The organism is Sporosarcina koreensis (assembly GCF_042655825.1).
Lineage (GTDB): Bacteria > Bacillota > Bacilli > Bacillales_A > Planococcaceae > Sporosarcina > Sporosarcina koreensis.
On record NZ_JBHSNP010000011.1, the window covers coordinates 74,833 to 101,428 of the forward strand.

The window sequence follows — 26,596 nt, forward strand, 5'->3', positions numbered from 1 at the left end:
ACCTTGTCCTACCCTCATTATAATGGAAAAAACGGAAGATGTCAGCAATGTTCGGTTGCAGCCCATTTCTCTACTATGGTATTGTATGGGGTAGGAAAAGAGGGGAAAATCATGATTGATCGACAAGGGATAATTGTATATCTCCATCATTTGAAACAGGCTAAATCGTTACGAAAATACGGCCATGTCCATTATATTTCAAGAAAAATGAAATATGTCGTCCTTTATTGTGATCAAGTGGATGTTGATGATACAATCCGTAAACTTGAACGACTTCCATCTGTTAAAAAGGTATTGCCTTCGTATCGTCCATTCGTGAAAACGGAATATGAAAATGTTAAACCGGATAAGGCGAAGGAATACGATTATAAAATAGGTCTTTAATCATCAAGAGCTAATTATTGTAATGGCGGGACAAGATGATTAAGACGCAGTATTCCTGTTATATACTGATAGAATAATTTAGTGTCGGCGAATTCGGAAGAGTGCTTCAGTCCGATGAAAATTGGTTCCTTTCCCAATTCAACCGAAGCTTCCTCGAAAAGAAGCCTTCTTTTCGATTTGGATTCATCTTTTTGTGTAATACCTTCCCTGCATATGTATATCGGCATGAAATTACTATCTTGGGCAGGGTGGAATGCAGCCGCCAAGGAAATCGCCTGTCCGCTTTTTGTGTTGGAGGAAAAGATGAAGGTTCTATGAAGACGTTGTGAGTTCGTTTTCATTAACTCCATAAGCTCATAGATATCTCCATACCCTTCGCCTAATTCGATAAAATACTGTTGTAACATTCATGACACTACCTTTCTCCATTCGGAATATAGTTCATCTTATCATTTTTCATGTATATTAAACATCCCTTGCAATGAGGTGCAGCGATTGAAGATCATACTCCGTATTGTCGGCCTATTAGTCATCATGAATTCAGTTTTGCTTTATATGCATTATAGTCAGCTGGCTGATGCAAGCGGGACGCCTGAAAAGGAATCAAGGTACATCCAGGAGATAGAAGTGATCAACAGGGCAGACGCTCTTTACATCAGACATCATTTTCATACATTGGACGAGGGCCGCCACGAAATCATCTTGCCTGCAGAGAGCCGGAATCGGGCTTGTTATCTGGAAACCGAAACTTCCTGTGCAAGGATTAATGAAAATGTAACAGCAATCCTGGATGGGGAAGAGCGCCGGCAATCGATTTCCTACGAAATTCCGAAAACCGGACAATTGGAAAGTGGAAAGCTTTTCAAAGAACCATTCGCCTCGTTACGAAATGCGAAACCGGACTCCACCATTTTACATGTAACAGATGAAAGTGGAATCGGCGGTATGTGGGTCAGTGGGCTGGAGTTGGTCGGTTCCAAAAAAATGGACTTGATCGATTATACAATGTTCAAAGGAAAGGGCAGCGTCACTCATCTTTATTGGCAGCGGAACTCATTGCCGCAAGTTTATCGGGGAGACCGGCTTTCGGTATTCGGAGATTCAATCGACTCTGAAGTTGCCGATCAATTGAATAATGCGTTACTGAAATTGAATTCCAGTCATATTGCAATTCTTTTGGATCCAAAGGGAAAACCGCTTCAGACTTCCCGGTTTTTAATTACACAGCAGAAAGCGTCGGAACTAACTGACTCGGTTTTAGATAGAGGAGTCCGCTCGTTGTATGCCATTTCGGAAAAGGACAGGCTTGTAGCAGGACTCGTTGCATCGATTTTGACTGATACGCCTTCAGGTACAGACAGATCCAAAGCGGCTTTTGAAACGCTTAAAGATTCATTGACCGCAGAGCAGTATGAAATGTTGAAAGCCCGATTAGACGAGAGTCTTGGGCAACATATGGATGCCGCCGGACTGGATAGCATGATAGGTGAAGTTTGCGGATGGAAAACCTCCTTCGTTCAAAAGAATGAAGAAGACATCTACCCATTCCTGTTGGAGGATACCCGGATGGTTACAATGAACGGCGAAGACCAGGAAGACATCCAAGTCATCCTTATGGACAAGCGGGCGTTGTATCCGGCAAATAAGGTTTTGACAAGAAATGGCTATTCGGTATCGGCAAATGAAAGTTCAATATATATCGAAAATGAAACGGAGAAATTTAGATTTTCGTTACGGGATCCATTCTATGTATTGAATGAAAAAAGGTACGAATTACGGGAAAGACCTTTTACATCCATTGATAATGAATATTATTTTGAGGAAGATGCATTAAGGCGTTTGTTTCATCTATCCATACAAAAAAATGAAGATACAATCATCGTGAAGTCTTTGACGAGAGGGGATTTGTAATGAGGGTCGTATCAGGATCCAGAAAAGGAACACCATTAAAATCATTGCCTGGCAATTTGACAAGACCGACTTCCGATAAGGTGAAAGAATCAATCTTCAATATGATCGGTCCTTACTTTGACGGCGGAATCGCTGTTGAGCTGTTCGGCGGCAGCGGTTCTCTCTCCATCGAATCGCTGTCCAGGGGAGCGGACATGGCTTACATTTTCGAAAAAAATCCAAAGGCATGCTCGATTATCCGGGAAAACGTGGAAAAATGCCGCTTTACCGATCAAGTACATATTATTAGAAATGATGCAAGGAACGCAGTTCGGGCATTACCCGAGGACATTCAGATTGATTTGCTTTTCATCGACCCTCCGTATGCCGAAACGAAATTCTATGATTTGGCGGATGCGCTTGTGCAAGCTGGCAAACTTTCCGACGATGCGATTATCATTTGCGAACATGATAAGCAATTGACGCTCCCGGATGCGTATCAAGATTATCAAAAGATCAAAAATCCGATCTATGGGAACAGCGCGATATCCATCTATATGAAATGAGGTAGCTTCAATGACAAAAATAGCAGTTGTGCCGGGCAGCTTCGATCCGATTACGAATGGACATCTGGATATTATCGAACGGGCGGCCAAAGTGTTTCCAGAAGTGAGAGTTGCTGTCATGAACAATTCATCCAAAAATCCTTTATTCACGGTGGAAGAGCGGATGGATCTGATTGGTGCCGTCACATCGAAATTCCCGAACGTCATCATCGAGTCATCATCCGGGCTTCTGATCGATTATGCACGTGAGGCCGGGGCTTCCGTCATCGTTCGGGGATTGCGGGCGATATCCGATTTTGAATATGAAATGCAGATCACATCTATGAATAGGATGTTGGATGAAAGCATTGAGACGTTTTTCGTCATGACGAAAAATCAATATTCATTTTTAAGTTCAAGCATTGTCAAAGAGGTCGCCCGGTATGGAGGAGATATATCCGCACTTGTTCCTCCAGTGGTCGAAAAAGCTTTGCGCGAAAAGTACATAGGTTAATAAGGTGATGGAATGGTTATGACATGAAAGCTTGTCATAACCATTTTTCATAATAAGAAATATAAAATGATTGGCACAGTGATGACGCTCCATATTCTGCTGATGAAATAGGGGAGAAATGGCGTGTCGGCGGTTTTCGCTATGACGAATACTTGCATATGGATGCTCAGCCCATTCATGGAAATGATTGCGGCGATTAAAAAAGGGAATACTGGACTCGTGAAAAAATGGTCAGTCGCTGATTGGACGCCAGAAGTCATTTCAAAAATCGCTAGCAGGATTGTTTTGGTGATCCCTAAATCGACGGTGAAGGCCTTCGATATGGCAGTCGTCAATACATTTCCAAGAGCGGAAAAAAAGATTACGGTAGTGGCGACAAGAATGATGACCGTAGAGCTTTCCTTGATGGACTCCAAGAAAGGTGAACCGGCGCGCTTTTTCAGCAGCGGCAGTTGGGGGGAATCCAATTCCCGCCGCCCTTTATTCATCGCGATCAGCGTGAAAAATAAAAAGAGGATATTGGCAATATGGATGGCGATCAATAGCTTCCATCCGGATGTTGTGTCGCCGAATAGCTCAGTTCCTACGAAACCAAGGATGAACATAGGACCGGGCGCATGACAGGCGGCTAGCAGAAAGCCGCTTTCACGCCTGCTCAATTCACCGTTTTTAACCATTTCCGTGACCGTGACCGCCCCGACTGGAAATCCTCCGAATGATCCGAGAACGTATGCTTTCATATAACGTTTCCAACTTTTCTTTGATGGATTTTCCGCAGGCACCTTCAAAAGCCATTGGGTCAAAATGATATAGGGAAGCAAATAAGGAAGCAAGGCGTGTACAAATAACTGCGCGCCGGCTTCTGCCCCGTCATGGGCAATGCCGGGCTGTAAGATGAAAAGGATGATTAGTCCCCAAATGATGGCGATGCTAATCATATTTTGTTTTGTTGCATAGTATCTAAGATGGTGTTCATTCAAGTGCCTCCTCCCGGGAAGTGTGTTGCAAATGGTTGTTGTTTTTGCTTTATTATGGATATTTTCGGTGGTACACTAATAACCAGCTGCCTTGGAGCAATAACTATGTAATATATATGTCTTAACTGTACAGGCTATTAATGGAGGTGTGTGGGTATGAAGATGAAAAGGATTGGATTGTATGCTGTCGTTCTGCTTTTGATTTTGTTTTTATTCATGTATCCTCTCGATGCATACATATCTAAACCAGGCGGGGCTTACGATCTTGCGCCGATTGTGGAAGTTGAGGGCGGCGATAAAGATGACGTGGGAATATTTAATCTCATGACCATTTCAATTGGAAAGGCCACTCCCGCTACCTACGTCGCCTCAAAATTTTCCGATCGGATGAAAATGCTCCCGATCAACAAGGTGAGAAAAGAAGGGGAGAATGATAAAGAATATAACATCCGTCAGAAAAAACTTATGTCGGATTCCCAATTCAACGCGATTACGGTAGCGTTTAGCAAAGCCGGAATACCAGTCGACATTACGTATGATGGTGTCTTTGTCGTTTCTGTCCTCAAAGGTGGGGCGTCTGATGGAAAACTTGAAACGGGAGATAAAATCCGTTATGTCGATGGGATACAACTGAAAGAGGCGGGACAATTCGCATCGTCAATCACCGGGAAAGGTGAAGGCGACAAAGTGAAGGTCACAGTAGAACGGGATAAAAAGCTTTTGGATGTTGAAATCACTTTACGTGAAATACCGGAATCCCAAGGAAGAATCGGTTTAGGTGTCGAATTCCAGGAGGATCGCTTACTTGCAACCGACCCGAAAGTTAAAATCCATACAGCTGACATCGGCGGGCCATCCGCGGGGCTTATGTTCACGTTGGAAATTATGAATCAGCTGCTGGACGAGGATTTGACAAAAGGATATAACATCGCAGGAACCGGGGAAATGCTTGCTGATGGAACAGTCGGCCGTATTGGCGGTGCCGATTTCAAAATCATGGCAGCTGACCGCGAAGGGGTGGAAATCTTCTTCGCTCCAAACGATTATTTGCCGGAAGAAGTGCGGGCGAAAAATCCCGGAATCATGACAAACTATGAAGAAGCTGTAAAAACGGCAGAAAAAATAGGCACGAAAATGAAAATCGTACCTGTAACGACAATTGATGATGCATTGGATTATTTGAAAGACTTGGAGCCGAAATGATCTGCCATGATCGGTGATTGTAGATAATCCAAGCCGATTTTGGACTCATCCGTTCCTTTTCCAAGCCCCAATGCATAAATATCGGACGCGGTTATGTCCATGTCCAATGAGGGGTCGGAAAAGGATGCAACTTTGCTGATGAGAGGCAGGGGCAGATTCTTTTTCCGTACGTTTAAATAGGAGCGTCCTTCATTGGTCATACCAAGTAGACGCAAGTAAGCGGGTTTGTCCATGTCGGCTCGCATGTCTTTCGTGAAACCGGTTAAAATATGGGTAAGCATTCTTTGGATCCGTGTCCAAGTGTAGCGCTTGGATTTCACTGCATCCATGAATGATTTGAAAGAATCCTGCGATTGCGCCGCACGGAAAATAAGGTTTTCAATTCCTTCGGAAACATCGGCAATCGTACGAAGCCTGGAAGGGCCGTCCCGTAAAATGATGAATCGGAGAAATGGGTAAAAGCTTTCCCAATTGCCGAATCCCTTTCTTTCCGATTGCCATTCAAGCAGGAGGTTCCGGGTGGCTTCTGGAATGAAACCAACAACATCATCAAGTGTTTCCGACCCGAAATAAGATTTTCGGATGCCTGTTGCACTTGCGATTTTCTGACTATCCAACGTTTCATCATGGTAGCCGGCTCCCATTCGCTTGATTGTTACAGCATCCATCGATGACCCGATTGACTGCGCCGCTTCCATGTAATGAAACCCTAAAATGTTATTCGGCTTTGACAAGTCGGCGACCGGAACTGCGGATTGTCCAGCAAGGATTGTCTCATACGCTTTATTCAACGCCATCGGATAACTTAACCCTTCAGCAATGGCATATTTCACCGCCGCTTCATATTCATCTCTGTGGCGGCCGATCAGCTGTAAGCTATTCTGAAACGGCTCCATATTGCCGTCCTCGCTTCCGAAACAAAAAGCACTGCATCCAGCTGCATCAAGCAACTCGATGGCCCCTCGGGCAAATGCAGGAGCATTGCCCGTTGCAAAACGGTAAGGCAACTCAAACACGATGTCCACACCGGATGCCAGCGCCATCTTCGTCCGTGTCCATTTATCGACAAAGGCCGGTTCGCCCCTTTGCAGGAAATTGCCGCTCATAACAGCAATTATGACATCTGCGCCAGTTGCCAATCTGGACTGCTCTGCATGGTAGACATGTCCATTATGCAATGGATTATATTCAACGACGATACCTATAGCTTTCAATATGTCCACCCCTTCGATATAATCTAATTACATTATATGTTGATGCGATTTAGGTGACAAGAAAATATCTTGACATCCCTTTTTATCCATTATATAATCAACAGTGTTGTCTTGAGGTGATATAGACGTGAAATGGTCCATTCATCAACTACAGAAATACAGACAAGGAGCATTGCCGCTTGACGAAGCGGTCAACCTTGACTCCGTCAAAAAACGGAATCCGGAAATCCGGGACATTAAGCCTGTCCACGTAACGGGTAGCTGCAATATCGGTTCGAAAAAACTGACTTGCCATTTTCATCTCGAAGGTGTGATGACATTGCCTTGCTCACGAACATGGGAAGATGTCGAATATCCATTTTCAGTGGAAACGGACGAGCAGTTCAGTTGGGATGAAGCCACTCTTGCAACGGATGACATGATTCACCCGGTTATCGGCGAAATCATCGATCCAACCCCGATCTTTGAAGAACTCGTTCTTCTAGAAGTGCCTTTGCAGGTTTTCAGCGAGAATGCCGAAAAGATGACAAGTGCCGAGGGGAAAGGCTGGTCGTATACGTCCGACGAAGAACACGAAGAGCGGCTCCGTCTTGAAAAAGAAAATAAAGTTGATCCGCGTTTAGCGGGTTTGGCCGATTTTTTCAACAAGGACAAGGAATAGACGAAACTAAGGAGGTGCCTCAAATGGCAGTACCAAAAAGAAGAACTTCAAAAACAGCTAAAAGACTTCGTCGTACGCATTTTAAACTACAAGTTCCAGGCATGACTACTTGTGACAATTGCGGCGAAATGAAACTTGCGCACCGCGTTTGCAAATCTTGCGGTCATTACAAAGGAAAAGAAGTAGTAGGCGAATAAGTTCACCTGCTTAAAAACCACCGTGAGGCCATGGCTCCGGTGGTTTTTTTATACTATAAAGCGGAGGGCGGCGTTTAGCCTCGACAGGCATAAGGCGAATCTGCGAAACGGCGTTCTTTGCCGTGCAGCAGAGTTGACTTATGACCAGAGAGGCTGCCGCCTGGAGCTGGATTGTATAAAGCGGAGGGCGGGCGTTACTAAACGTTAAAACGGATGCGTCAAAGGTCCCGAAATGACGATAACTTTTGGGAAGTGACCGATAACTTCTTTAAAGTGACCGATAACTCTATGGAAATGACCGATAACAACTCTGAATTGACCGACAACTTACCGGAAATGATCGATAACTTTCATTCAACTACCTAAGGAGGGATTTGCATGTCTTATAAAATTGAAATCACAAATGGAATCGCCACTTTCACCATTAATCGTCCTGAAATGAGAAATGCGATCAACTATGCAGTCATGGACGGTCTTGAAACGTTCTTGTCAAAAGTCGAATCGGATGACAGCATCGCATTTGCAGTCATTACAGGCGCAGGTGACCGCGCATTTTGCTCCGGCGGCGACCTATCCGAATTCCACGGATTCCGCACTGCGAAAGAGGCTTACCCGATGCTGAGCAGGATGGCTGGCCTGTTGTACAGATTATCTATTTTGCCGGTTCCAGTCATCGCACTTGTTAACGGGGCAGCGGTTGGCGGAGGATGTGAGATTGCCTCTTCCTGCGATTACAGACTAGTCTCTTCAAAGGCAAAGGGCGGCTTCATCCAAGGAACGCTCGCAATAACAAGTGGATGGGGCGGAGCTTCACAATTATTTGCCAAGATGAATAATCATACCGCAACCTTGAAATTTTTATCAGAAGCAAAAGTACATACAGCTCAGCAATTGCAATCAATCGGATGGGCAACAGATGTTTTTGAAGGAGATGCACAAGAGGCTTTAGAAAACTTCATTTCCGACAAGAAAAAAATCCATCCATCCGTCCATAAAGCCTATAAAAAGTTGGCAATTACAAACTGGACTCAAACCGGACTCAAAGATCGAATGATAGAAGAAGCAGCCCAATGCGCAAAACTATGGGAAAGCGACGCCCACCATGAAGCTGTAGATAGGTTCTTAAATAAAGAGTAATAAGGTCAGATTTTCAAAGGAATTCAGACAAATAGTTGAAAACGGTTTCATTCATCGTATAAACTATAAATGGGGAGAAGTTCAAACAATGCAGCTTGGGGGGATTACAATATGAAGAAAATACTTATCGCGAATCGTGGAGAAATCGCTTTAAGAATCATGAAGACATGCAAGCGGCTCGGCATAAACACCGTCGCTGTCCATTCAGAAGCCGATGCGGATATGCCATTCGTGAAATATGCAGATGAGGCACAGGGAATCGGGCCGGGTCCTGTCCTGCAATCTTATTTGAAGGCGGAGACAATCATTGATGTAGCGTTGAAAACGGGAGCGGACGCGATTCATCCCGGCTATGGCCTTTTGTCCGAAAATGCCGCATTCGCACGGAAAGTCCGTGATGCAGGTTTGACTTTCATCGGCCCTGACGCCGAAACAATCGAGTTGATGGGCGATAAAATCGCTTCAAGATTGAAGATGAAGGATGCTGGGGTCCCAGTAGTTCCGGGCACTGATGAAGGTGTCGCCTCATTAGAGGATGCAATTAAAGCTGCTAATGAAATTGGGTATCCGATCATGCTGAAAGCGAGTGCAGGCGGTGGTGGCATTGGAATGGTTCGATGTGAAAATGAGCAAGCGCTCAGTCAACACTTTCAATCCGTCAAAACTCGTGCAAAATCTTACTTCGGAGACGACGTTGTTTTTCTTGAGAAATTCGTTGAGAACGCGCGCCACATCGAAGTGCAGATTTTCGGGGACGATAAGGGGAATATCGTCCACCTGTTCGAGCGGAATTGTTCCGTGCAAAGGCGGAATCAGAAAGTGATCGAAGAATCGCCATCCCCTTCCTTGAGTGAGGAAGTTGCAGGGCGACTGTATGAGGCCGCGGTTGCTGCCGGGAAAGCTGTCAACTATCGGAACGCCGGAACTGTGGAATTTATTCTATCGGAAAACGATGATTTTTATTTCTTGGAAATGAACACCCGGCTACAAGTGGAGCATCCAGTTACGGAAGAAGTGACCGGATATGATCTTGTAGAATGGCAGATTGAAGTGGCACGGGGCAATGAATTGCCAGTAAAGGAACAGCAGCAGATTAAAAACGCGGGCCATGCAGTCGAATTCCGCATTTATGCTGAAGATCCGGTAACATTCATGCCATCACCTGGGACGATCAACACAATGGAATGGAATGAGTCAGCTAACGTGCGCATTGATTCGGGTTATGAAGAGGGCGGAAGTGTAACGCCTTTCTATGATCCGATGATCGCAAAAGTGATCGTCCATGCAAGCGGGCGTCAAGAAGCGATAAGTGAAGCGCAAGAATTCTTCGCTTCGTTTACCATTGAAGGGGTAAAATCAAATATTCCACTCTTTCAAAAGTTCATAGGGTCAGATGAATTTGCAAATGGAAATTATAATACGAATGTGTTAGCAGAATGGCTTAAAACAGAAAAGGAGGAAGTGGAAAAATGACACAATTAAAAGCTGCTATGGCAGGTACAGTATTTACAGTGAACGTTGCCGAAGGTGATGAAGTACAGGCTGGCCAAGTGATTATCGTCCTTGAGTCAATGAAAATGGAGATTCCTGTAGAAACGGAAGTTGGCGGCAAAGTGACATCGATCAATGTCCAAGTCGGCGATTTCGTAAATGAAGAGGATGTACTTGCAGTTATCGGGGAATAAAATAACTGGTTAGGTGCCTGAAGGGTGAATGTGATCGGGAGGGGTAGAGCGATGACGAATACGACTGAACAGAAAAGCTATAATGCAAAACTGAATGAGAGACTTGACAAGGTGCTGGCGGGTGGCCATCCGAAATACCACGAAAAATTGAAGGAGCAGAATAAGCTGTTCGTGCGCGATCGCCTTAAGCTTCTTTTTGACGATGGAAAGTATATGGAAGATGGCCGCTTCGCAAATTGCGAAGCCGATGATCTGCCTGCAGACGGCGTTGTCACAGCGATGGGGAAAGTGAACGGACAGACCGTTTGTGTCATGGCGAATGATTCGACAGTAAAGGCCGGTTCTTGGGGATCAAGGACGGTTGAGAAGATCATTCGTATCCAGGAGATTGCGGAAAAGAATAGAGTGCCGATGCTGTATCTCGTCGATTCTGCAGGGGCACGGATTACAGATCAACTTGAAATGTTCCCGAATCGTCGCGGCGCCGGGAGGATATTCCACAACCAGGTAAGACTTTCGGGCTTCATCCCGCAAATCTGCCTATTGTTCGGACCTTCGGCAGCAGGTGGGGCTTACATACCTGCATTCTGCGATATTGTCATCATGGTGGACGGCAATGCATCCATGTATTTAGGGTCCCCGAGGATGGCTGAAAAAGTGATCGGGGAGAAAGTGACATTGGAAGAGATGGGTGGAGCAAGAATGCATTGTTCCGTCAGTGGATGCGGAGATGTCCTTGCGGCAAATGAAGAGGAAGCGATCAGTGAAGCGCGTCGCTATCTAAGCTTTTTCCCTGCCAATTTCACTGAAAAGCCTTCCGTCAAAGACGCAGTCGCCGCTAAGGCGGGAAGGTCCCTGGAAGAGATCATTCCGGAAAACCAGAATGCGCCGTTCGATATGTATGAAGCGATTGACGCATTAATCGATGAAGGCAGTTTCTTTGATGTTAAGAAATTGTTTGCGCCGGAGCTTATTACAGGACTTGCGCGGATAGAAGGGCAACCGGTAGGGATCATCGCGAACCAGCCAAAAGTGAAAGGGGGCGTCCTATTCGTCGATTCGGCGGATAAGGCGGCCAAATTCATTAACCTATGCGATGCATTTTCGATTCCGTTGCTATTTTTGGCGGATGTCCCAGGCTTCATGATCGGAACGAAAGTGGAACGCGCTGGAATTATTCGCCACGGTGCGAAATTGATCATGGCGATGAGCTCGGCGACGGTTCCTAAAATTTCTGTCGTCGTCCGAAAAGCTTATGGAGCAGGGCTTTATGCGATGGCGGGGCCGGCATTCGAGCCTGATGTTTGTATTGCATTGCCGACTGCACAAATCGCAGTGATGGGACCGGAGGCTGCGGTCAATGCGGTTTATTCGAATAAAATCGAAGCAATCGAGGATCCGAAAGAGAAAATCGCTTTTGTCCAGGCGAAGCATAAAGAATATAAAGAGGAAATCGATATTTACAAGATGGCCTCCGAGCTGATCATCGACGAAATCATTGCTCCTTCGGATTTGCGGAATGTGCTTGCGGACCGTTTCCGTTTTTATTCGACAAAAGAACTTCCATTACCACCTAAAAAACATCCTGTATATCCTGTATAATCAAATATAAGGAAAAACAAAGGGCGCCTTTCCGAAGGTCGCCCTTTTTAAAAAGGGGGATTTTCATGGATGTTGTTGTTGCCGGAGCGGGTTCTATCGGTTTGCTCATAGGTTCATATTTGGCGGAGGCGGGTATGGACGTCGTCTTTTTTGTGAGGCGGGAAGAGCAGGCGGCAACCATTCGCGAACGGGGGATTAGGCGGGTAAATGGCGACGGATCGGAAACTGTTTTGAAAGCGGATGCCCAAACCGATGCAGGAAAATTACCGTGGAATGCCCCCTGGATCGTTGCAACGAAGTATGGCGGAGTAGCTCCGACGGTAGAAATAATACGTAAAAGAAATTTAGAGAACGCAGTCATGTTCGTCCAAAATGGGTATGGACACTTCGATTTTGTGCGAAAAACGGAATTGCCTAACGTCAATTTTGCCACGGTCGAGCATGGCGCTGGCCGGTTGGATGATCGGACGGTCTCCCATAACGGGGTTGGTGCCTTGAAAATTGCCCTTTATAGGGGAGATGAAAAAAGTTTTGACTTCTTCAAGTCGGTTGACTCACCCGATTTTCCAGTGATTTATGCAAATGACGCGCACCAGCTCATTTTGCGCAAAGTGCTGATCAATTGCATGATCAATCCTTTAACAGCGATTTTGCAAGTGAAGAATGGGGAACTAGTGCAGAATCGTTATGCAAAAAATCTTTTTGATCAGTTATTCGATGAAATTATGGCCGCATTCCCTGAAATGCAAAAGGATTTACCGAAGTCAGCCGTTGAAGAAATTTGTATCAGGACGGCCGCCAATAAGTCTTCCATGTTGACAGATCGATTGAATGGGAATCTGATGGAGATAAAGACCGTTGTTACATCGATCCTTCAAATGGGTGAAGGTCGCGGAATGCCCTTGCCTTTATTACGAACGCTTGAAAAAATCCTGCTTGCGATAGATGGGAGTTGATCGGCGATGGTGAATGGCATTCTTTCGATACTTACTGGCATCATCGTTTTATTTCCGTTTCTCATAACGATCGTATTTCTTGTCGTCATGAGGAGAATGGGGAAAGCGCCAGCCGCGGTCATCGGCAAAGCGGCAGATTTTACGACCCCTTTTTTATTTTTGTCGGTTTATATCACGTCAATGAACATTTTTGGCAAAGGGACCGGTTTTTATATTACATCTATTGCCATTCTTTTCGCCATCATTCTTGCTGTCATTGAAAGGGTGAAGGAGAAGGAATTTCAAATAGGACGTGTGTTGCAGAAGACGTGGAGAATGTATTTTCTGATGCTGTCCTTTGTATATGTTGTTCTCCTCCTCTTAGGTGTCGGCTTCAAAATATCGGAATACGTGAAATGATGGGCAATCCAATCTAAAGGCAAGCGTATATTTTTCATTCCGATGATTGAGAATGATATACTCTGTTCATATCAGTAAAAAGGGGCATCAATGATGGAAATCAAGTCAGTGGAATTGCAAAATGGAAACAAATTAATGCAAGCTTACAATCATGATGAACAATTCATACATAGTTTTTTTGATTATAGAAATGAAAGCCGTTCATACCCCGAAAGGCTGTCGGAGCTATCCGGCCGTCCGTTTTTCAGGAAAGAACTTTCTTCTATCATCCGTGACTTCATGGAACCCTTCGGCATTTCCGAGAAAGCTTCAGAACATCTTGGGGAACTATCGGAAAACGGAGTTGTCGTCATTGGGGGCCAGCAAGCTGGTATTCTGACTGGTCCGCTCTATTCCGTCCACAAGGCGATTACGGTCATCCTTCTTGCGGAGGAAAAAAGGAAGGAGCTAGGAGTTCCTGTCATCCCGGTGTTTTGGGTTGCGGGCGAGGATCATGATCTGAATGAAATCAATCATGTGTATACGGAAGCATTAGGCGGGATGACTAAACATAAATATCCGGAAAAATTCATCCTGAAATTGATGGCCTCTGATGCAACGTATTCCCATCATGAAATGACGGCATTCGTAGAAGGCATCTTCCGTCAGTTCGGGGAAACGGAACATACACGGGCGCTTATGGAAGAAGCTTTGACTGCAGTCGAAATGGAAAAGACATTCACCGGATTTTTCGTCAGACTGATGAACGGTCTTTTCCACGAGCAAGGGCTACTCTTCATCGACTCAGCATACAAACCGTTGCGTGAATTCGAAAAAAATCATTTCGCTCAATTTATTACAAAATCCGGTGAACTTGCCGGATTAATCGTTGAGAAAGAGGAGCAGTTTTCCGAGTCGGGATTCGGAAAGCCGATCGAAGCTGAACATGAAGCGGCGCATCTGTTTTATGTTCATGAGACTGGACGTGTCCTGCTTTCTAAAAAAGATGGAGCTTTTGTGAATGACAGCACGGGCATCCGATTTACTAGTGAAGAAATGCTGAAGATCGCTGCTGAAGAACCTTGGCTGTTAAGCAACAATGTTGCGACACGTCCGATTATGCAGGACCTTGTATTCCCGGTCGTGGCATTCGTAGGGGGACCCGGAGAAATTGCTTACTGGGCTCTATTGAAGGAAGCATTCCATCTATTCGGAATCCGCATGCCGATCATCGTGCCGCGTGTATCGATGACATTGGTTTCCAATCGTGCGAAACAGGCAATGGAGTCAACTTCACTGACGCTTGAAGATGTTCTTGCAGGAAATGTCCATGACACTCGGGAACGGTTCATCGATTCATTGCAAAATGAACGATTTGAAAAACTGCTTGCCGAAACAGAAAGTCAGTTGAAAGGAAAATATGAAGAACTTGCAGAAGGTTCGAGTACGGCGATGCGTCAGTTGCTAGAGAAGAATTTGAAATTCCACGAAAAGCAGTTGGAGTATATAAGAAGGAAGGCGGAAGAGGAGCTGCTGATCCAACATGAAACGGCTCTTCGTAAATATAGCATCCTCGAGAATGAGCTGTTGCCGGAGGGATCGCTTCAAGAGCGGATTTTCACCCCGTATTTTTTCATGAATCAGTATGGACCAGGATTGGTTCAGGATTTGCTTCGTCAACCGATCAAAATGGATGGCACCCACCAAGTCATCTATTTGTAAATAATAAATTACGCCGATGCAGGCATCAAATACTGCGTCGGCGTTTTTTTGTGCATTTATGAGTTATTTAGCGTATTTTTGCATGTTATGAGACTTTGCTCGAATCATAGCGATATCTCAATGAAACAAGTACTATATACACATTTTACTATGAAAATAGATTTTAAGTGGAGGAATGTGGAGGGATGTGGTACATTAAAAACATATAGTGGGGTGAAGAGTATGTTCATGGGCGAATATCAGCACACTGTAGATGCAAAAGGCCGTTTGATAGTCCCTTCGAAATTCAGGGAATATCTGATGGATGGTTTTGTGCTGACTCGTGGATTGGATAACTGTCTCTTCGGTTACCCTATGGAGGAATGGAAGCGGCTTGAGGAAAAATTGAAGGCGTTGCCGGTCACGAAGAAAGATGCCCGTGCATTTGCCCGATTCTTCTTCTCGGGTGCTACGGAAGTTGAAATTGACAAGCAGGGCCGTGTCAATATACCATCCTCATTATTGGATTACGCAAAAGTTGAAAAAGATTGTGTCGTCATCGGGGTTTCAAGCCGTATCGAAATCTGGTCGAAATCCTCTTGGGATTCCTATTACGATGAGTCGGAGCAATCATTCAACGAAATCGCGGAGAACATCATTGATTTTGACTTTTAACATGATAATTTTAAAATTGGAAAGTAGGCGGTTTCGATGTTCGATCACACAACTGTATTACTTCACGAAGCCGTCGATGGGCTTAACATTAAGCCGGATGGCATTTATGTCGATTGCACGCTAGGCGGTGCGGGACATAGCCTGGAAATTGTGAAGAAGCTTACGGCAGGCGGCAGATTGATTTGCTTCGATCAGGATACGACGGCAATTGAAGCTGCCAAAGTGAAGTTGAACGACTATTTGGAGCAAGTTACATTCATCCATTCGAACTTCAGGAATTTGAAAGAAGAACTTGCAAAGATTGATGTACATACTGTAGATGGCATCCTTTATGACCTTGGCGTTTCCTCTCCGCAGCTTGATACACCAGAGCGTGGATTCAGCTACAACCATGACGCAATGCTCGATATGCGCATGAACACAGAGGCGGCGTTGACTGCCTATGACGTGGTGAATGAATGGTCATACGAAGATTTAGTTCGGATTTTTTTCAGATATGGCGAAGAGAAGTTTTCAAAAGGGGTTGCCCGAAAGATTGAAGAAGCGAGGAAAAACGCTCCAGTCAAATCGACAGGCGAGCTCGTTGAATTGATCAAAGAAGGAATTCCTGCAGCGGCACGCAGAACGGGCGGGCACCCTGCAAAAAGGGTGTTCCAGGCGATACGGATAGCCGTGAATGATGAGCTTGGGGCGGCAGAAGACTCATTGACTGATGCATTGACGGTCATGAATCCAGGTGGCCGCATTTGCGTTATCACTTTCCATTCACTCGAGGACAGATTATGTAAAACAATCTTCAAAGAGGCATCTTCCATGCCTGATCTGCCACCGAACCTGCCGATTATTCCAGAGGGGATGGAACCCGATTTTAAATTGGTGACGAGGAAACCGATCCTTCCCAGTACCGAGGAAATTGAAGTGAATAAAAGATCACGATCTGCAAAGTTGCGGATCGTAGAGAAAAAATAAAGGGGGAACTTGTTAAATGGCATTGGAACAGAGAAGCTTTCAAATGAATACGATACATGAAGTACAAGCACCGCAATCACCGAAGACACATGAGCCGCAACAGCCTGCTAGGCGTTCAAGAAAACTTTTCTCGACTGGCGAGAAATTCCTGTTCGTGATGTTCGCGGCAGTTCTCGTACTTTTCTCTACAATGATTTTGCATACACAGGCACAAATCAATGAAACGAACAAGGAAGTGCAACAAATCAACAACGACATCGTGGAGATTTCAAAACAGAATACAGAATTGTCCATACAAGTGAGCGAAAAATCTACATACGAAGTTATCTGGAATAAAGCGAAGGAGCTCGGCTTGAATCTTAACGAGAAAAACGTAAAGGTCGTGCCTGGACGATGAAAAAGAAGTTTCGATTTCAGTGGGGAGCCTTCCTGATGTTTATTATTTTCGGAGGGCTCTTTTTTCTTATGTTCGGGCGATTGTTGAGCATTCAAATAACTGGACAGGCTGAAGGAAGGCAAATGGCCGCTATGGCTGAAGCGAAATATGCGCGTGAGTCGATTTTGAAAGCCGAGCGAGGCAAAATCGTTGATCGCAATGGCGAGCTGATTGCATCTGATACGTTGAGCTATAGGGTAATTGCAATATTGAATGAAAAAGCGACTGAAAAAGGTGCGAAAAAGCCGAGACATATTACTGATTTTGAGAAAGCTGCGGATTTGTTGAGCCGGTTCATTCCGATGGAGAAAGAGCAAATGATCCAGATCAGGGATGCTGCAATTAAAAGGAATGCAGAGACATACCAGATCGAATTCGGAAAAGCAGGACGCGATATTAGTCACGAAACGATGTTGGCAATTAAAGAAGCAGCGGACAAAGAAGGAGTTACAGGGCTTCAATTCATCGAAGATAAGAAGCGCTTTTATCCAAACGGGAATTTCGCTTCGTATTTGATCGGCTTTGCGATGCGTGAAGAAGATGAAAATAAAAAAGTTTCCACAGTAGGTAAAATGGGGCTAGAACAGACATATAACGAGGAGCTTACCGGGACTGACGGAAAAGTAGATTATCAGACTGATATTTGGGGATTCATCCTGCCGAAATCAGAGAAAAAAATCGTTGCTGCAAAAGACGGTTTGACGATACAATTAACGATTGACAAGACAATCCAGAACTTCGTCGAAGATGCGATGAATCAAGTGGATAAAAAATATTCTCCCCAAAAAATGCTTGTCATCGTCGCCAACCCGAAAACGGGAGAAATCTACGCGATGAGCCAGCGCCCTTCGTTCCATCCTTCCACCCGTGAAGGATTGACGGAAAACTGGCTGAACGATGCCGTGCAAAACACAATTGAGCCAGGTTCCACAATGAAAATTTTTACATTGGCGGCGGCAATCGAGGAGAAGAAATGGGATCCTTTTGCTGAATACCAATCTGGACAATATACGATTTACGATAAGACAATCCGTGACGTCAATCGGACGGGCTGGGGAAGGATCAGTTTCTTGGAAGGATTCCAGCGTTCCTCTAACGTATCGATGGCGTATCTATTGGAAAGGATGGGCGACCGGACATTCATCGAATATTTACGCGGGTTCGGTTTTGGAGAAAAGGTCGGAATCGATTTGCCAAATGAAGTTCCGGGCATTATTTTGGACATTAACCCAAGTGAGCGGCTGACGACTTCATACGGACAAGGGTCCACTGTCACTCCGATCCAAATGATACAGGCAGCATCCGCGATTGCGAATGATGGGAAAATGATGAAACCGTATGTCATCGATAAAATTGTCGATCCGAATACGGGTAAAGTGGTGGATGATCATAAAGAAGAAGTACGAAAATCCCCGATCTCGGCGGAAACTGCCAAACAAGTACGTGAGGTATTAGCTTCGACAGTCACATCAGACGCCGGAACTGGCCGGAAATTCGCTCTTTCAGGATACTCTGTAGGCGGAAAGACGGGAACAGCGGAAATCCCTAGAAAAGATGGCAGGGGATATTTGTCCGGAGACGGGAATTACCTATATTCTTTCCTTGGCATGGCGCCTATCGACGATCCGCAGTTATTGACATATGTGCTTGTCCAGCAGCCGAAGCTCGAGCTTGGCCAATATGGATCGGATCCGGTTGCTGAGCTGTTCACTTCCATAATGGAAAGCAGCTTGAAATATATGAATATACTACCTGAAAATAGTCAAACTTCCACGACGAAGTCACTCTCGAACCATATTGGAGATGATGCGGAATCCTCAATTGCAAGTCTTGAACAACAAGGATTTTCGCCAATCTTGATAGGAGAGGGAGGCAAGGTGAAAAGCCAATATCCGGAGGAGGGCACTAAGTTGAGCGAAGGCTCAATAGTACTTCTTGAGACTGAAGGGGATACAACTCTTCCAAATTTTTCCGGGTGGTCGAAAAAAATGGCCTTATCATTTAAAATGTTATCTGGGCTTGATATCCGATTGAACGGAGATGGATTTGTGACCGAACAAAGTCTTTCCGCTGGTGCGGTCATCAGCAAAGACGATCCTGTCGTGCTTCAGCTGAAATCGCCGGAAGATCAGCATACAATTATTGAACAAGATGAAATGGAAGGCGAGGAAGAGGAAGAGATAATTGGTGGATGATGTATAGCTGTCCCTGCCCATTCATAGGTTGATAGAAAAACGAAAGGTGTGGGGCTCTGCGTAAATACGCCGATTTGCAATCAAAAAAGCGATTGCGGGCAGTTTTCATCATTTTCCTCATTTCCATATCCATGGTTATAGCAAAGCTCTTCCACGTTCAAATCATTAAACATGAATGGTTGAAAGCGCGTGCGGAAGAGAACTGGGATCGGGAAATCCCTTTTGGAGCCATCCGGGGGGAAATCCAAGATCGCAACGGTCAGCTGATCGTTGGCAACCGGCTTGCTCCGACGCTATATTTTATGCCTTCCCAAAATAAGGAACCCGAGAAGGCGGCAGCAATGCTAGCGGGTATTTTACAAGTCGATCAACAAAAATTGCTTGAGAAAATGACGAAGAAATCTTATATGAATAAGTTGGCACCTGAAGGCAAAAACATAACCCAGGAGCAGGCAATGGAAATTGCAAAGCTGCAAATCGATGGCTTGTATACTGGAGTAGATTTCGTCAGGAACTATCCTTATGGAGAACTGCTTTCAAGGCTGATCGGGTTTACGGGGTTCGATGGAACTGGCCTTGCAGGCATTGAATATGCATATGATGAGATTTTGCAAGGTACCGGAGATAAGATACGTCTCTATACGGATGCAAAGGCGATTCCGCTTCCACATGTCGATGATGGTTTCCAGACGGGGGAAAATGGTGCCACTTTAGAACTGACAATTGATATTGAAATGCAGAAAGTCATGGAACGTGAACTGATCCAGGCAATGGAAAAATACGACGCGACACAAGCGATCGGTATCATCATGAATCCAAAAACAGGCGAAATACTTTCATTGGTTTCCATGCCGACTTTCCACCCTGCGGAATACCAGGAAACCGACCAGGCAATCTATAATCGAAATTTGCCGGTTTGGATGACGTTTGAGCCGGGATCGACTTTCAAGATCGTTACACTAGCAGCCGGTCTTGAGGAAAAGCTAATCGATCTTCATCATGATTATTTTAATGACCCGGGTTATACGATGGTTGCCAACGCAAGATTACGATGCTGGAAGCGGGAGGGGCATGGTCATCAGTCATTTTTGGAAGTTGTAGAGAACTCCTGCAATCCAGGATTCATTGAAATTGGCCGGCGTTTGGGCGGTGAAAAGCTTGACAAATATATACGGGATTTCGGTTTCGGTGAATCGACAGGTTCGGGTATTGCCGGCGAAGCGAAAGGAATCCTATTTTCGAAAGACAGATTCGGTCCTGTAGAACAGGCGACAACCGCTTTCGGCCAAGGGATTTCCGTAACGCCGATCCAGCAAGTGCAGGCAGTGGCGGCTGCCATTAATGGCGGTTATTTGTATCGTCCGTATATTGTAAAGGAAATAAAGAATGATAAGGGAGAGACGTTAAAAACGTTTGAACCCGAAATGAAACGCCGCGTCATTAGCGAGGAAACTTCCGCCCAAGTGAGAGAGGCATTGGAATCGGTTGTCGCGAACGGCTCCGGCCGAAATGCATTCAATGATGGCCTCCGTGTCGGCGGTAAGACGGGGACTGCTCAGAAGGTTGTGAACGGCAATTATGCCGATGGCGATTATATCGTTTCATTCATGGGATTTGCTCCGGCAGACGATCCCGAATTGCTTGTCTATGTAGCAGTTGATAGCCCGAAAAACTCCATTCAATTCGGAGGCGTTATTGCTGCGCCGATCGTCGGCAGAATCATTGAAGAAATCGCGCCGATCGCAGGCATCGAGAAAAGGGAAGGGCAGATTGAAAAAGAATACCGATGGGGCGACGCAATGACACATCGGGTTCCGGATTTGACGGGCATGACAAAAGGAATGGTCGCCCGCCAGCTTCACACGTATCGTATAGTGTGGCATGGTGAAGGAGACGTCATCAAATACCAAATGCCAGTCCCTGATTCCGTAATGCAGGCGGACGATATCATCCACGTCTATACTGAGGATGAAGAATAGAAATGCGGAAGGCGCTTGCTCAGCAGAGGTGCGCAGTCTAAGAACGCCGCGTCCTGCGGCAACGACTGCATGACCGGCTTCCTGCCGGCCTTAGGCATAAGGCGAAGATGCGAAGGCTGCTCGTAACGCTGCGCTTATACTCGCAAAAGCCGTTCTTCGTAACGGCTCTAGCTTTGACTTATGACCCGAGCAAGTCGAACTGCGAAGGGTTCGATTTGCCGTATTTCTGCGGTTTTGCAGAAATTAAGGCATCCATCTAGCGCCTGGAGCTGGACAATAAATAAAATTACAGTTTCAACACAAGTAAGGAGAACATATTATGACACTCGTCACGACAATTACGGTAATTACCGTAGCATTTGTACTAACAGCATTAATCGGGACCGCAATCATCCCATTGCTCAGAAGGCTGAAATTCGGCCAGAGCATCCGGGAAGAGGGTCCCGAAGCCCATAAGAAAAAAGCGGGCACGCCTACAATGGGCGGCCTTATTTTCCTGGGCTCCATTATCATTACGATGATTGTCCTATCATACATATATGAAGACGTACTGACTACACAGTCCATTGTACTGATGATCGTGCTCGCCGGATTTGGTGTCATCGGATTCTTTGACGATTTCATCATTGTCGTCATGAAAAGGAATTTGGGATTGACATCCATCCAGAAACTCATTGGTCAGATCATTATTGCGGTTATCGCCTTTTTCCTTTTGAAAATGGGTCCATTTGAAACGACGGTTGTCATACCGTTTACGAATTTTACTGTAGACCTCGGAATTTTTTATGTCGCTTTCCTCATTTTTTGGCTCGTCGGATTTTCGAATGCAGTCAATTTGTCGGATGGCCTCGATGGTCTCGTTGCAGGGACTTCGACAGTTGCCTTTGCGGCGTTTGGTGTACTTGGTCTTGTCTACGAACAATATGACATTGCTATGTTCGCATTCGTCGTAGCAGGTGCGATGCTGGGCTTTTTATTGTTCAATATGAAACCTGCAAAAGTGTTTATGGGTGATACGGGCTCATTGGCGCTCGGCGGAGCGATTGCGATGCTATCGATTTTAGTGAAACAGGAGCTGCTCCTTGTCGTCATCGGGATTGTTTACGTTATCGAAACATTGTCAGTAATGATCCAGGTGACAAGCTTTAAATTGACCGGAAAACGGGTATTTAAAATGAGCCCGATCCACCATCATTTCGAATTGTCGGGATGGTCGGAATGGAAAATCGTTCTTGTTTTCTGGGGAGTGGCATTATTGGCTGCGATGATACCCGTACTGTGGGAGGTGATGTAATTGGGAAAGCGAAATGAGTTTAGGGGCAAGAAAGTTCTTGTGCTGGGTCTAGCCAAGAGCGGCTATGCCGCGGCGGAACTATTACATTCACTTGGGGCATTCGTCGTTGTCAACGATTCTTCTCCTGAGAATGGTAATGAAGAAGCTAAAGCATTGCGGTCAAAAGGGATAGTCGTCATTTGTGGCGGACATCCCGAAGATATACTGGACCATGACTTTGATACGATTGTCAAAAATCCCGGTATCCCTTATCACAATCCGGTTCTTACACAAGCGCAACAAAGAGGGATTCCGATTTGGACTGAAATCGAACTTTCCTATTTAGTAAGCGAGGCTCCGATCATCGCCATCACCGGATCGAACGGGAAGACGACAACAACTACGCTCCTTTACCATATTTTGAATATCGGGGGCAAAAAGCCTTTGATTGCTGGAAATATTGGAACGGTTGCGTGCACCGTCGCACAGAATGCAAAACCTGACGAAGTGATTGTCATGGAAGTATCCTCTTTCCAGTTGGCGGGAACGGTCAACTTCCGTCCTAAGATTGCTGTCTGGACAAATTTATATGATGCACATCTCGATTATCATGGAACGTCGGAAGAATACGCCTTGGCGAAGGCAAAGGTGACGGATAATCAGAATGAAGAGGATTTTCTTATTTACAATGCCGATCAACCTGAGATGCAACCGTATATTAACCGGTCGAAAGCAACGAAAATCCCATTTTCATTACAAGGGAAACGAGCGGAAGGGATTTCCGCGGATGATGAACTGATTTACTGGCAAGGCGAACCGTTTGTGAAAAGGTCGATCATCAAATTGCTCGGCCGCCACAACTTGGAGAACATTTTAGCGGCGACCGCTTCAGCTCTCCTTATGAATTGCGATAAAGAAACGATCGAAAATGTGTTAAGTTCCTTTACAGGAGTGCGGCATCGTATGCAGTTTGTCAAGGAATTGAAAGGCAGGCCGTTCTATAACGATTCGAAAGCTACAAACACATTGGCGACAAAGAGTGCCTTATCGTCCTTCGAATCGCCCGTCGTGTTAATTGCCGGCGGATTGGATAGAGGGCATTCATTCGAGGAATTAAGGCCGTATATGAGCAGGGTGAAAGCTGTTCTTGCATTAGGGGAAACTGCTGACAGGCTAATCGATTTTGCCGCTTCATGCGGAGTTGAACATGCAGTAAAGGCGGAATCGATGGAAGAGGCTGTGCAGGAAGCATTTTCAATTTCCCACGATGGCGATCAAATCCTATTGTCGCCCGCTTGTGCAAGCTGGGATCAATACCCGAACTTTGAAGAACGTGGAGATGCTTTTATAGATGCTGTCATGAAACTTTAAGTCATTCGTTCACACGATCTTACCAATAAGACGGAAGGATGCGTTCACTGGATTGGAAATTAAAGGCTGCCTTCGTCATTTCGGCAGTGTCATTGTCACTGATAGGATTGGTTTTTGTCCATTCGGCGGGAGCGTACTGGGGGCAAGTGCACTACGCGGATTCATCCCCCTTCATCGTAAAGCAGGGGATTTACATGGCTGTTTCTATATTTGTAGCATTTATGTTGATGAAAGGGTCATGGGCCTCTAGTGAATCTTTTTGGACCGCCTTTTATTACATAACGATCCTATTGTTGGTTGCGGTTATGATTCCGGGCATCGGTGCTGTACGGAATGGATCCCAAAGTTGGATTGCACTCGGTCCTTTCAGTATCCAGCCTGCTGAATTCGTTAAAGTGGCGCTTATTGGCAAGCTTGCTTGCAACATGAAACAATCGGCTGGGAAGAATCCGTTCAGGTTAAGTCATTTTGTGCTTATATTATTGCCTGCAGCATTGATCATGCTTCAGCCTGACCTCGGATCTGCAGTGATTATGATCGTTTCCGCTTTCGTCATTTTGTTTATCGCGGGATATCCACTGTCGTTTTTCGGTATACTCGGCTTTGCGGGTATAGGTGCGTTCGTCGCTCTAATCGCCGCTGCTCCCTACCGATTGGAACGGATAAAATCATATATTGATCCTTGGAATGATCCGCTCGGGACAGGGTTTCAAGGGATTCAGTCATTGTTTGCAATTGCGCCTGGCGGGTTGTTCGGTCACGGCTACGGAAACAGCAGGCAGAAATATTTGTACTTGCCCGAACCGCAAAATGACTTCATATTTTCCATCATTGCTGAAGAAACAGGGTTTATCGGAGCGACATTCATTCTCGTCTTATTTTCAGTCCTGCTTCTGTCGGCATTCGGTATTGCGATCCGTGCAAAAGATTACAAATCATTTTTAATGACAGCGGGGATGGCTTCAATGATCATTTTTCAAACATTCCTGAATGTCGGGGTCGTCTCGGGTTTATTGCCGGTCACAGGGGTGACATTGCCGTTCATCAGTTACGGAGGCTCGTCTTTGCTAACGACATGGATGGCGGCGGGTACAATTTTACATTTTGCTTTTTATAGACCAAGAAGATGAGAGGAGGGCGGCACATGGATAAAGTGATAGACATCGAAGAACGAATACCATCCATGAGGGAAAAACGGAGAAAGAAGACGAATAAGAAGTTTTTATTCATCATAGCCGTCTTCGGTATCGCCCTTCTTGTGCTTTTATATTTTCAGTCTCCTCTTAGTCAGGTTGGGAAAGTGGAAATCCACGGGGCTGCACTTCATGATGACCAATATTATTATGATAAAAGCGGGATTTTAGAAGGAGCATCTTATTGGGGATTTACAACGAAAGAAGTGGAAGAAGAACTTTTGAAGCTTGAAGGCGTCAGTAGTGTTGCCGTCACTAGAAAATGGATGAGGGATATTGATATTTCCATAGATGAATGGAAAACCGTCGCCTATATGGAAAGTGGCGGGGAATATGGTTTATTGCTCGAAAATGGAGCCCTTTTCCCAAGTGATGGAAGTTACCCGAATGTGCCGATTTTAAATCATGTGGACAACCCTGACCTTCGGAAAAGACTGACAACACAATTGCTGAAAATGGATAAAAATGTTCTGCAATTGATTTCCGAAATCATCTATACTGGGACAGAGGAGAATCCTGATACGATTGTTGCCTATATGGATGATGGATATGAAGTCCATGCAATTTTGCAGACCTTTGCTGAGAAGATGGATTATTATCCGGATATCATATCCCAATTGGGCGATATCGAAAAAGGGATTGTCAATATGGAAGTGGGCATTTACTTCACCCCTTTTAGCAAAGTTTACGGAAATGCCGAAGTAGAGGAAGGGGAAGGTGATGAAGTTGGCGAAGAAAATGAGTGAGGACTATAAAACTAGAGGGAGATACATATTATACTCTTTCGTTTTCCTTATACTCGGTTTCATCTTCGCGTTCTCCTATCGTACCTTAGGGAAGGATAGCGGCGAATCCGTCCAATCTCCTGCATTGCAACAGGAAGAGCAATATCGGGAAGAATTGATTGCTCAAAAGGAAAGAAATAAGGAGCTTGCGGATGAAATCCATGCGAAGCAAGATGAAATCCGTGACTTTGAAAAATCCTTTTCTGAGAACGAAGACAATCATACCGTGCTAGTTGAGGAGGCAAAGGATCTAAGGTTGCTTCTAGGTGTGATTCCTGCTACCGGTCAGGGGGTCCGTGTGACATTGAAGGATGGCGATTATGATCCGATCGAACAGAATCCTAATGATTATATTGTCCATGAAAGTCATGTACTCCGTGTTGTGAATGAATTGAAGATTTCCGGCGCACAAGGGATTGCCATAAATGGACAGCGCATATCGTCCAATTCATATATCAAATGTACAGGCCCGGTAATAACAATTGACGGCAGGACGCTTCCGGCCCCGTTTGTCATTGAGGCAGTCGGTGATGCAGACGTCTTATCAGCTGCGTTGAACTTGGGCGGCGGAGTAATTGATGGATTGGTACATGACAATATCGTCGTCACATTGGAGCAACTGAAAGAAATCAAGCTTCCCGCATTAAGGGACGAGGCATAATGAATCACTAAGAGG

27 protein-coding genes are annotated in these 26,596 nt (G+C 45.2%); 24 read left to right on the forward strand and 3 right to left on the reverse strand.

What is annotated here, in order from left to right:
- The first annotated feature begins 111 nt into the window (after positions 1 to 111).
- Positions 112 to 384: a YlbG family protein gene (locus tag ACFPTP_RS06950; RefSeq protein WP_381443215.1), complete on the forward strand. Its 273-nt coding sequence runs from the start codon at positions 112 to 114 to the stop codon at positions 382 to 384.
- A 14-nt stretch (positions 385 to 398) separates the two neighbouring features.
- Here the strand turns inward: ACFPTP_RS06950 and ACFPTP_RS06955 are convergent, their stop codons facing one another.
- Positions 399 to 791 carry a DUF7147 family protein gene (locus tag ACFPTP_RS06955; protein ID WP_381443216.1) on the reverse strand — a complete coding sequence of 131 codons (393 nt, stop codon included), beginning with the start codon at positions 789 to 791 and terminating at the stop codon, positions 399 to 401.
- Between the two features lie 88 nt (positions 792 to 879).
- On the opposite strand from ACFPTP_RS06955, the gene ACFPTP_RS06960 reads away from it, so the two are divergent.
- From ACFPTP_RS06960 to coaD, 3 genes are read left to right on the forward strand one after another with little or no spacing between them, the layout of a single operon-like run.
- Positions 880 to 2,295 (forward strand): hypothetical protein, encoded by a 1,416-nt coding sequence (locus ACFPTP_RS06960; RefSeq protein WP_381443218.1) that lies wholly within the window; start codon positions 880 to 882, stop codon positions 2,293 to 2,295.
- Positions 2,295 to 2,840, forward strand: coding sequence for a 16S rRNA (guanine(966)-N(2))-methyltransferase RsmD (gene rsmD, locus ACFPTP_RS06965; RefSeq protein WP_381443219.1), 546 nt, complete (start codon positions 2,295 to 2,297; stop codon positions 2,838 to 2,840). Before ACFPTP_RS06960 ends, rsmD begins: the two co-directional genes overlap by 1 nt.
- Before the next feature lie 10 nt (positions 2,841 to 2,850).
- A complete protein-coding gene (coaD, locus tag ACFPTP_RS06970) occupies positions 2,851 to 3,333 on the forward strand; it encodes a pantetheine-phosphate adenylyltransferase (protein ID WP_381443220.1) in 483 nt (160 codons plus the stop codon).
- 47 nt (positions 3,334 to 3,380) lie between these two features.
- On the opposite strand, the gene ACFPTP_RS06975 is transcribed toward coaD, so the two are convergent.
- A complete protein-coding gene (locus tag ACFPTP_RS06975) occupies positions 3,381 to 4,313 on the reverse strand; it encodes a hypothetical protein (protein ID WP_381443221.1) in 933 nt (310 codons plus the stop codon).
- 153 nt (positions 4,314 to 4,466) lie between these two features.
- On the opposite strand from ACFPTP_RS06975, the gene ACFPTP_RS06980 reads away from it, so the two are divergent.
- A complete protein-coding gene (locus ACFPTP_RS06980; protein WP_381443222.1) occupies positions 4,467 to 5,513 on the forward strand; it encodes a SepM family pheromone-processing serine protease in 1,047 nt (348 codons plus the stop codon).
- Here ACFPTP_RS06980 and ACFPTP_RS06985 read toward each other — a convergent pair.
- Positions 5,486 to 6,727 carry a nucleotidyltransferase gene (locus ACFPTP_RS06985; protein ID WP_381443223.1) on the reverse strand — a complete coding sequence of 414 codons (1,242 nt, stop codon included), beginning with the start codon at positions 6,725 to 6,727 and terminating at the stop codon, positions 5,486 to 5,488. The genes ACFPTP_RS06980 and ACFPTP_RS06985 overlap by 28 nt on opposite strands.
- 127 nt (positions 6,728 to 6,854) lie before the next feature.
- Between ACFPTP_RS06985 and ACFPTP_RS06990 the strand changes: the two genes are divergently transcribed.
- The 19 genes from ACFPTP_RS06990 to ACFPTP_RS07080 all read left to right on the forward strand — a co-directional run bounded on the left by ACFPTP_RS06990 (position 6,855) and on the right by ACFPTP_RS07080 (position 26,581).
- Positions 6,855 to 7,388: a YceD family protein gene (locus ACFPTP_RS06990; protein ID WP_381443224.1), complete on the forward strand. Its 534-nt coding sequence runs from the start codon at positions 6,855 to 6,857 to the stop codon at positions 7,386 to 7,388.
- Positions 7,389 to 7,411: 23 nt separating this feature from the next.
- On the forward strand, positions 7,412 to 7,585 hold the full coding sequence (gene rpmF / locus ACFPTP_RS06995) for a 50S ribosomal protein L32 (RefSeq protein ID WP_381443226.1): 174 nt from the start codon (positions 7,412 to 7,414) through the stop codon (positions 7,583 to 7,585).
- A gap of 378 nt (positions 7,586 to 7,963) precedes the next feature.
- On the forward strand, positions 7,964 to 8,722 hold the full coding sequence (locus ACFPTP_RS07000; protein ID WP_381443227.1) for an enoyl-CoA hydratase/isomerase family protein: 759 nt from the start codon (positions 7,964 to 7,966) through the stop codon (positions 8,720 to 8,722).
- Between the two features lie 111 nt (positions 8,723 to 8,833).
- Complete coding sequence (locus ACFPTP_RS07005; RefSeq protein ID WP_381443228.1) at positions 8,834 to 10,195, forward strand: acetyl-CoA carboxylase biotin carboxylase subunit; 1,362 nt, start codon at positions 8,834 to 8,836, stop codon at positions 10,193 to 10,195.
- On the forward strand, positions 10,192 to 10,407 hold the full coding sequence (locus ACFPTP_RS07010) for a biotin/lipoyl-binding carrier protein (protein WP_381443229.1): 216 nt from the start codon (positions 10,192 to 10,194) through the stop codon (positions 10,405 to 10,407). The genes ACFPTP_RS07005 and ACFPTP_RS07010 overlap by 4 nt, the downstream gene beginning before the upstream one ends.
- A 51-nt stretch (positions 10,408 to 10,458) precedes the next feature.
- Positions 10,459 to 12,009, forward strand: coding sequence for an acyl-CoA carboxylase subunit beta (locus ACFPTP_RS07015; protein ID WP_381443231.1), 1,551 nt, complete (start codon positions 10,459 to 10,461; stop codon positions 12,007 to 12,009).
- A 65-nt stretch (positions 12,010 to 12,074) separates the two neighbouring features.
- Positions 12,075 to 12,965 carry a 2-dehydropantoate 2-reductase gene (locus tag ACFPTP_RS07020; protein WP_381443232.1) on the forward strand — a complete coding sequence of 297 codons (891 nt, stop codon included), beginning with the start codon at positions 12,075 to 12,077 and terminating at the stop codon, positions 12,963 to 12,965.
- Between the two features lie 6 nt (positions 12,966 to 12,971).
- Positions 12,972 to 13,364 carry a DUF3397 family protein gene (locus tag ACFPTP_RS07025; RefSeq protein WP_381443233.1) on the forward strand — a complete coding sequence of 131 codons (393 nt, stop codon included), beginning with the start codon at positions 12,972 to 12,974 and terminating at the stop codon, positions 13,362 to 13,364.
- Between the two features lie 93 nt (positions 13,365 to 13,457).
- On the forward strand, positions 13,458 to 15,065 hold the full coding sequence (gene bshC, locus ACFPTP_RS07030) for a bacillithiol biosynthesis cysteine-adding enzyme BshC (RefSeq protein WP_381443235.1): 1,608 nt from the start codon (positions 13,458 to 13,460) through the stop codon (positions 15,063 to 15,065).
- 222 nt (positions 15,066 to 15,287) lie between these two features.
- Positions 15,288 to 15,719: a division/cell wall cluster transcriptional repressor MraZ gene (gene mraZ / locus ACFPTP_RS07035; RefSeq protein ID WP_060209308.1), complete on the forward strand. Its 432-nt coding sequence runs from the start codon at positions 15,288 to 15,290 to the stop codon at positions 15,717 to 15,719.
- A gap of 36 nt (positions 15,720 to 15,755) precedes the next feature.
- Positions 15,756 to 16,688 (forward strand): 16S rRNA (cytosine(1402)-N(4))-methyltransferase RsmH, encoded by a 933-nt coding sequence (gene rsmH, locus ACFPTP_RS07040; RefSeq protein ID WP_381443236.1) that lies wholly within the window; start codon positions 15,756 to 15,758, stop codon positions 16,686 to 16,688.
- A 16-nt stretch (positions 16,689 to 16,704) separates the two neighbouring features.
- Complete coding sequence (gene ftsL, locus ACFPTP_RS07045) at positions 16,705 to 17,085, forward strand: cell division protein FtsL (protein WP_381443238.1); 381 nt, start codon at positions 16,705 to 16,707, stop codon at positions 17,083 to 17,085.
- Between the two features lie 35 nt (positions 17,086 to 17,120).
- A complete protein-coding gene (locus ACFPTP_RS07050) occupies positions 17,121 to 19,319 on the forward strand; it encodes a penicillin-binding protein (protein ID WP_381443239.1) in 2,199 nt (732 codons plus the stop codon).
- A gap of 131 nt (positions 19,320 to 19,450) precedes the next feature.
- Positions 19,451 to 21,298 (forward strand): penicillin-binding transpeptidase domain-containing protein, encoded by a 1,848-nt coding sequence (locus tag ACFPTP_RS07055; protein WP_381444196.1) that lies wholly within the window; start codon positions 19,451 to 19,453, stop codon positions 21,296 to 21,298.
- Between the two features lie 319 nt (positions 21,299 to 21,617).
- Positions 21,618 to 22,592, forward strand: a complete 975-nt coding sequence (gene mraY, locus ACFPTP_RS07060) for a phospho-N-acetylmuramoyl-pentapeptide-transferase (RefSeq protein WP_381443241.1) — start codon at positions 21,618 to 21,620, stop codon at positions 22,590 to 22,592.
- Positions 22,593 to 23,942 (forward strand): UDP-N-acetylmuramoyl-L-alanine--D-glutamate ligase, encoded by a 1,350-nt coding sequence (gene murD / locus ACFPTP_RS07065; RefSeq protein WP_381443242.1) that lies wholly within the window; start codon positions 22,593 to 22,595, stop codon positions 23,940 to 23,942.
- A gap of 38 nt (positions 23,943 to 23,980) precedes the next feature.
- Positions 23,981 to 25,072: a putative lipid II flippase FtsW gene (gene ftsW / locus ACFPTP_RS07070; RefSeq protein WP_381443244.1), complete on the forward strand. Its 1,092-nt coding sequence runs from the start codon at positions 23,981 to 23,983 to the stop codon at positions 25,070 to 25,072.
- A 14-nt stretch (positions 25,073 to 25,086) separates the two neighbouring features.
- The gene (locus ACFPTP_RS07075) at positions 25,087 to 25,881 is read left to right on the forward strand and encodes a cell division protein FtsQ/DivIB (protein ID WP_381443245.1); all 795 of its coding nucleotides are present in this window, start codon (positions 25,087 to 25,089) and stop codon (positions 25,879 to 25,881) included.
- Positions 25,856 to 26,581: a DUF881 domain-containing protein gene (locus tag ACFPTP_RS07080; protein ID WP_381444198.1), complete on the forward strand. Its 726-nt coding sequence runs from the start codon at positions 25,856 to 25,858 to the stop codon at positions 26,579 to 26,581. The genes ACFPTP_RS07075 and ACFPTP_RS07080 overlap by 26 nt, the downstream gene beginning before the upstream one ends.
- Positions 26,582 to 26,596 lie beyond the last annotated feature (15 nt).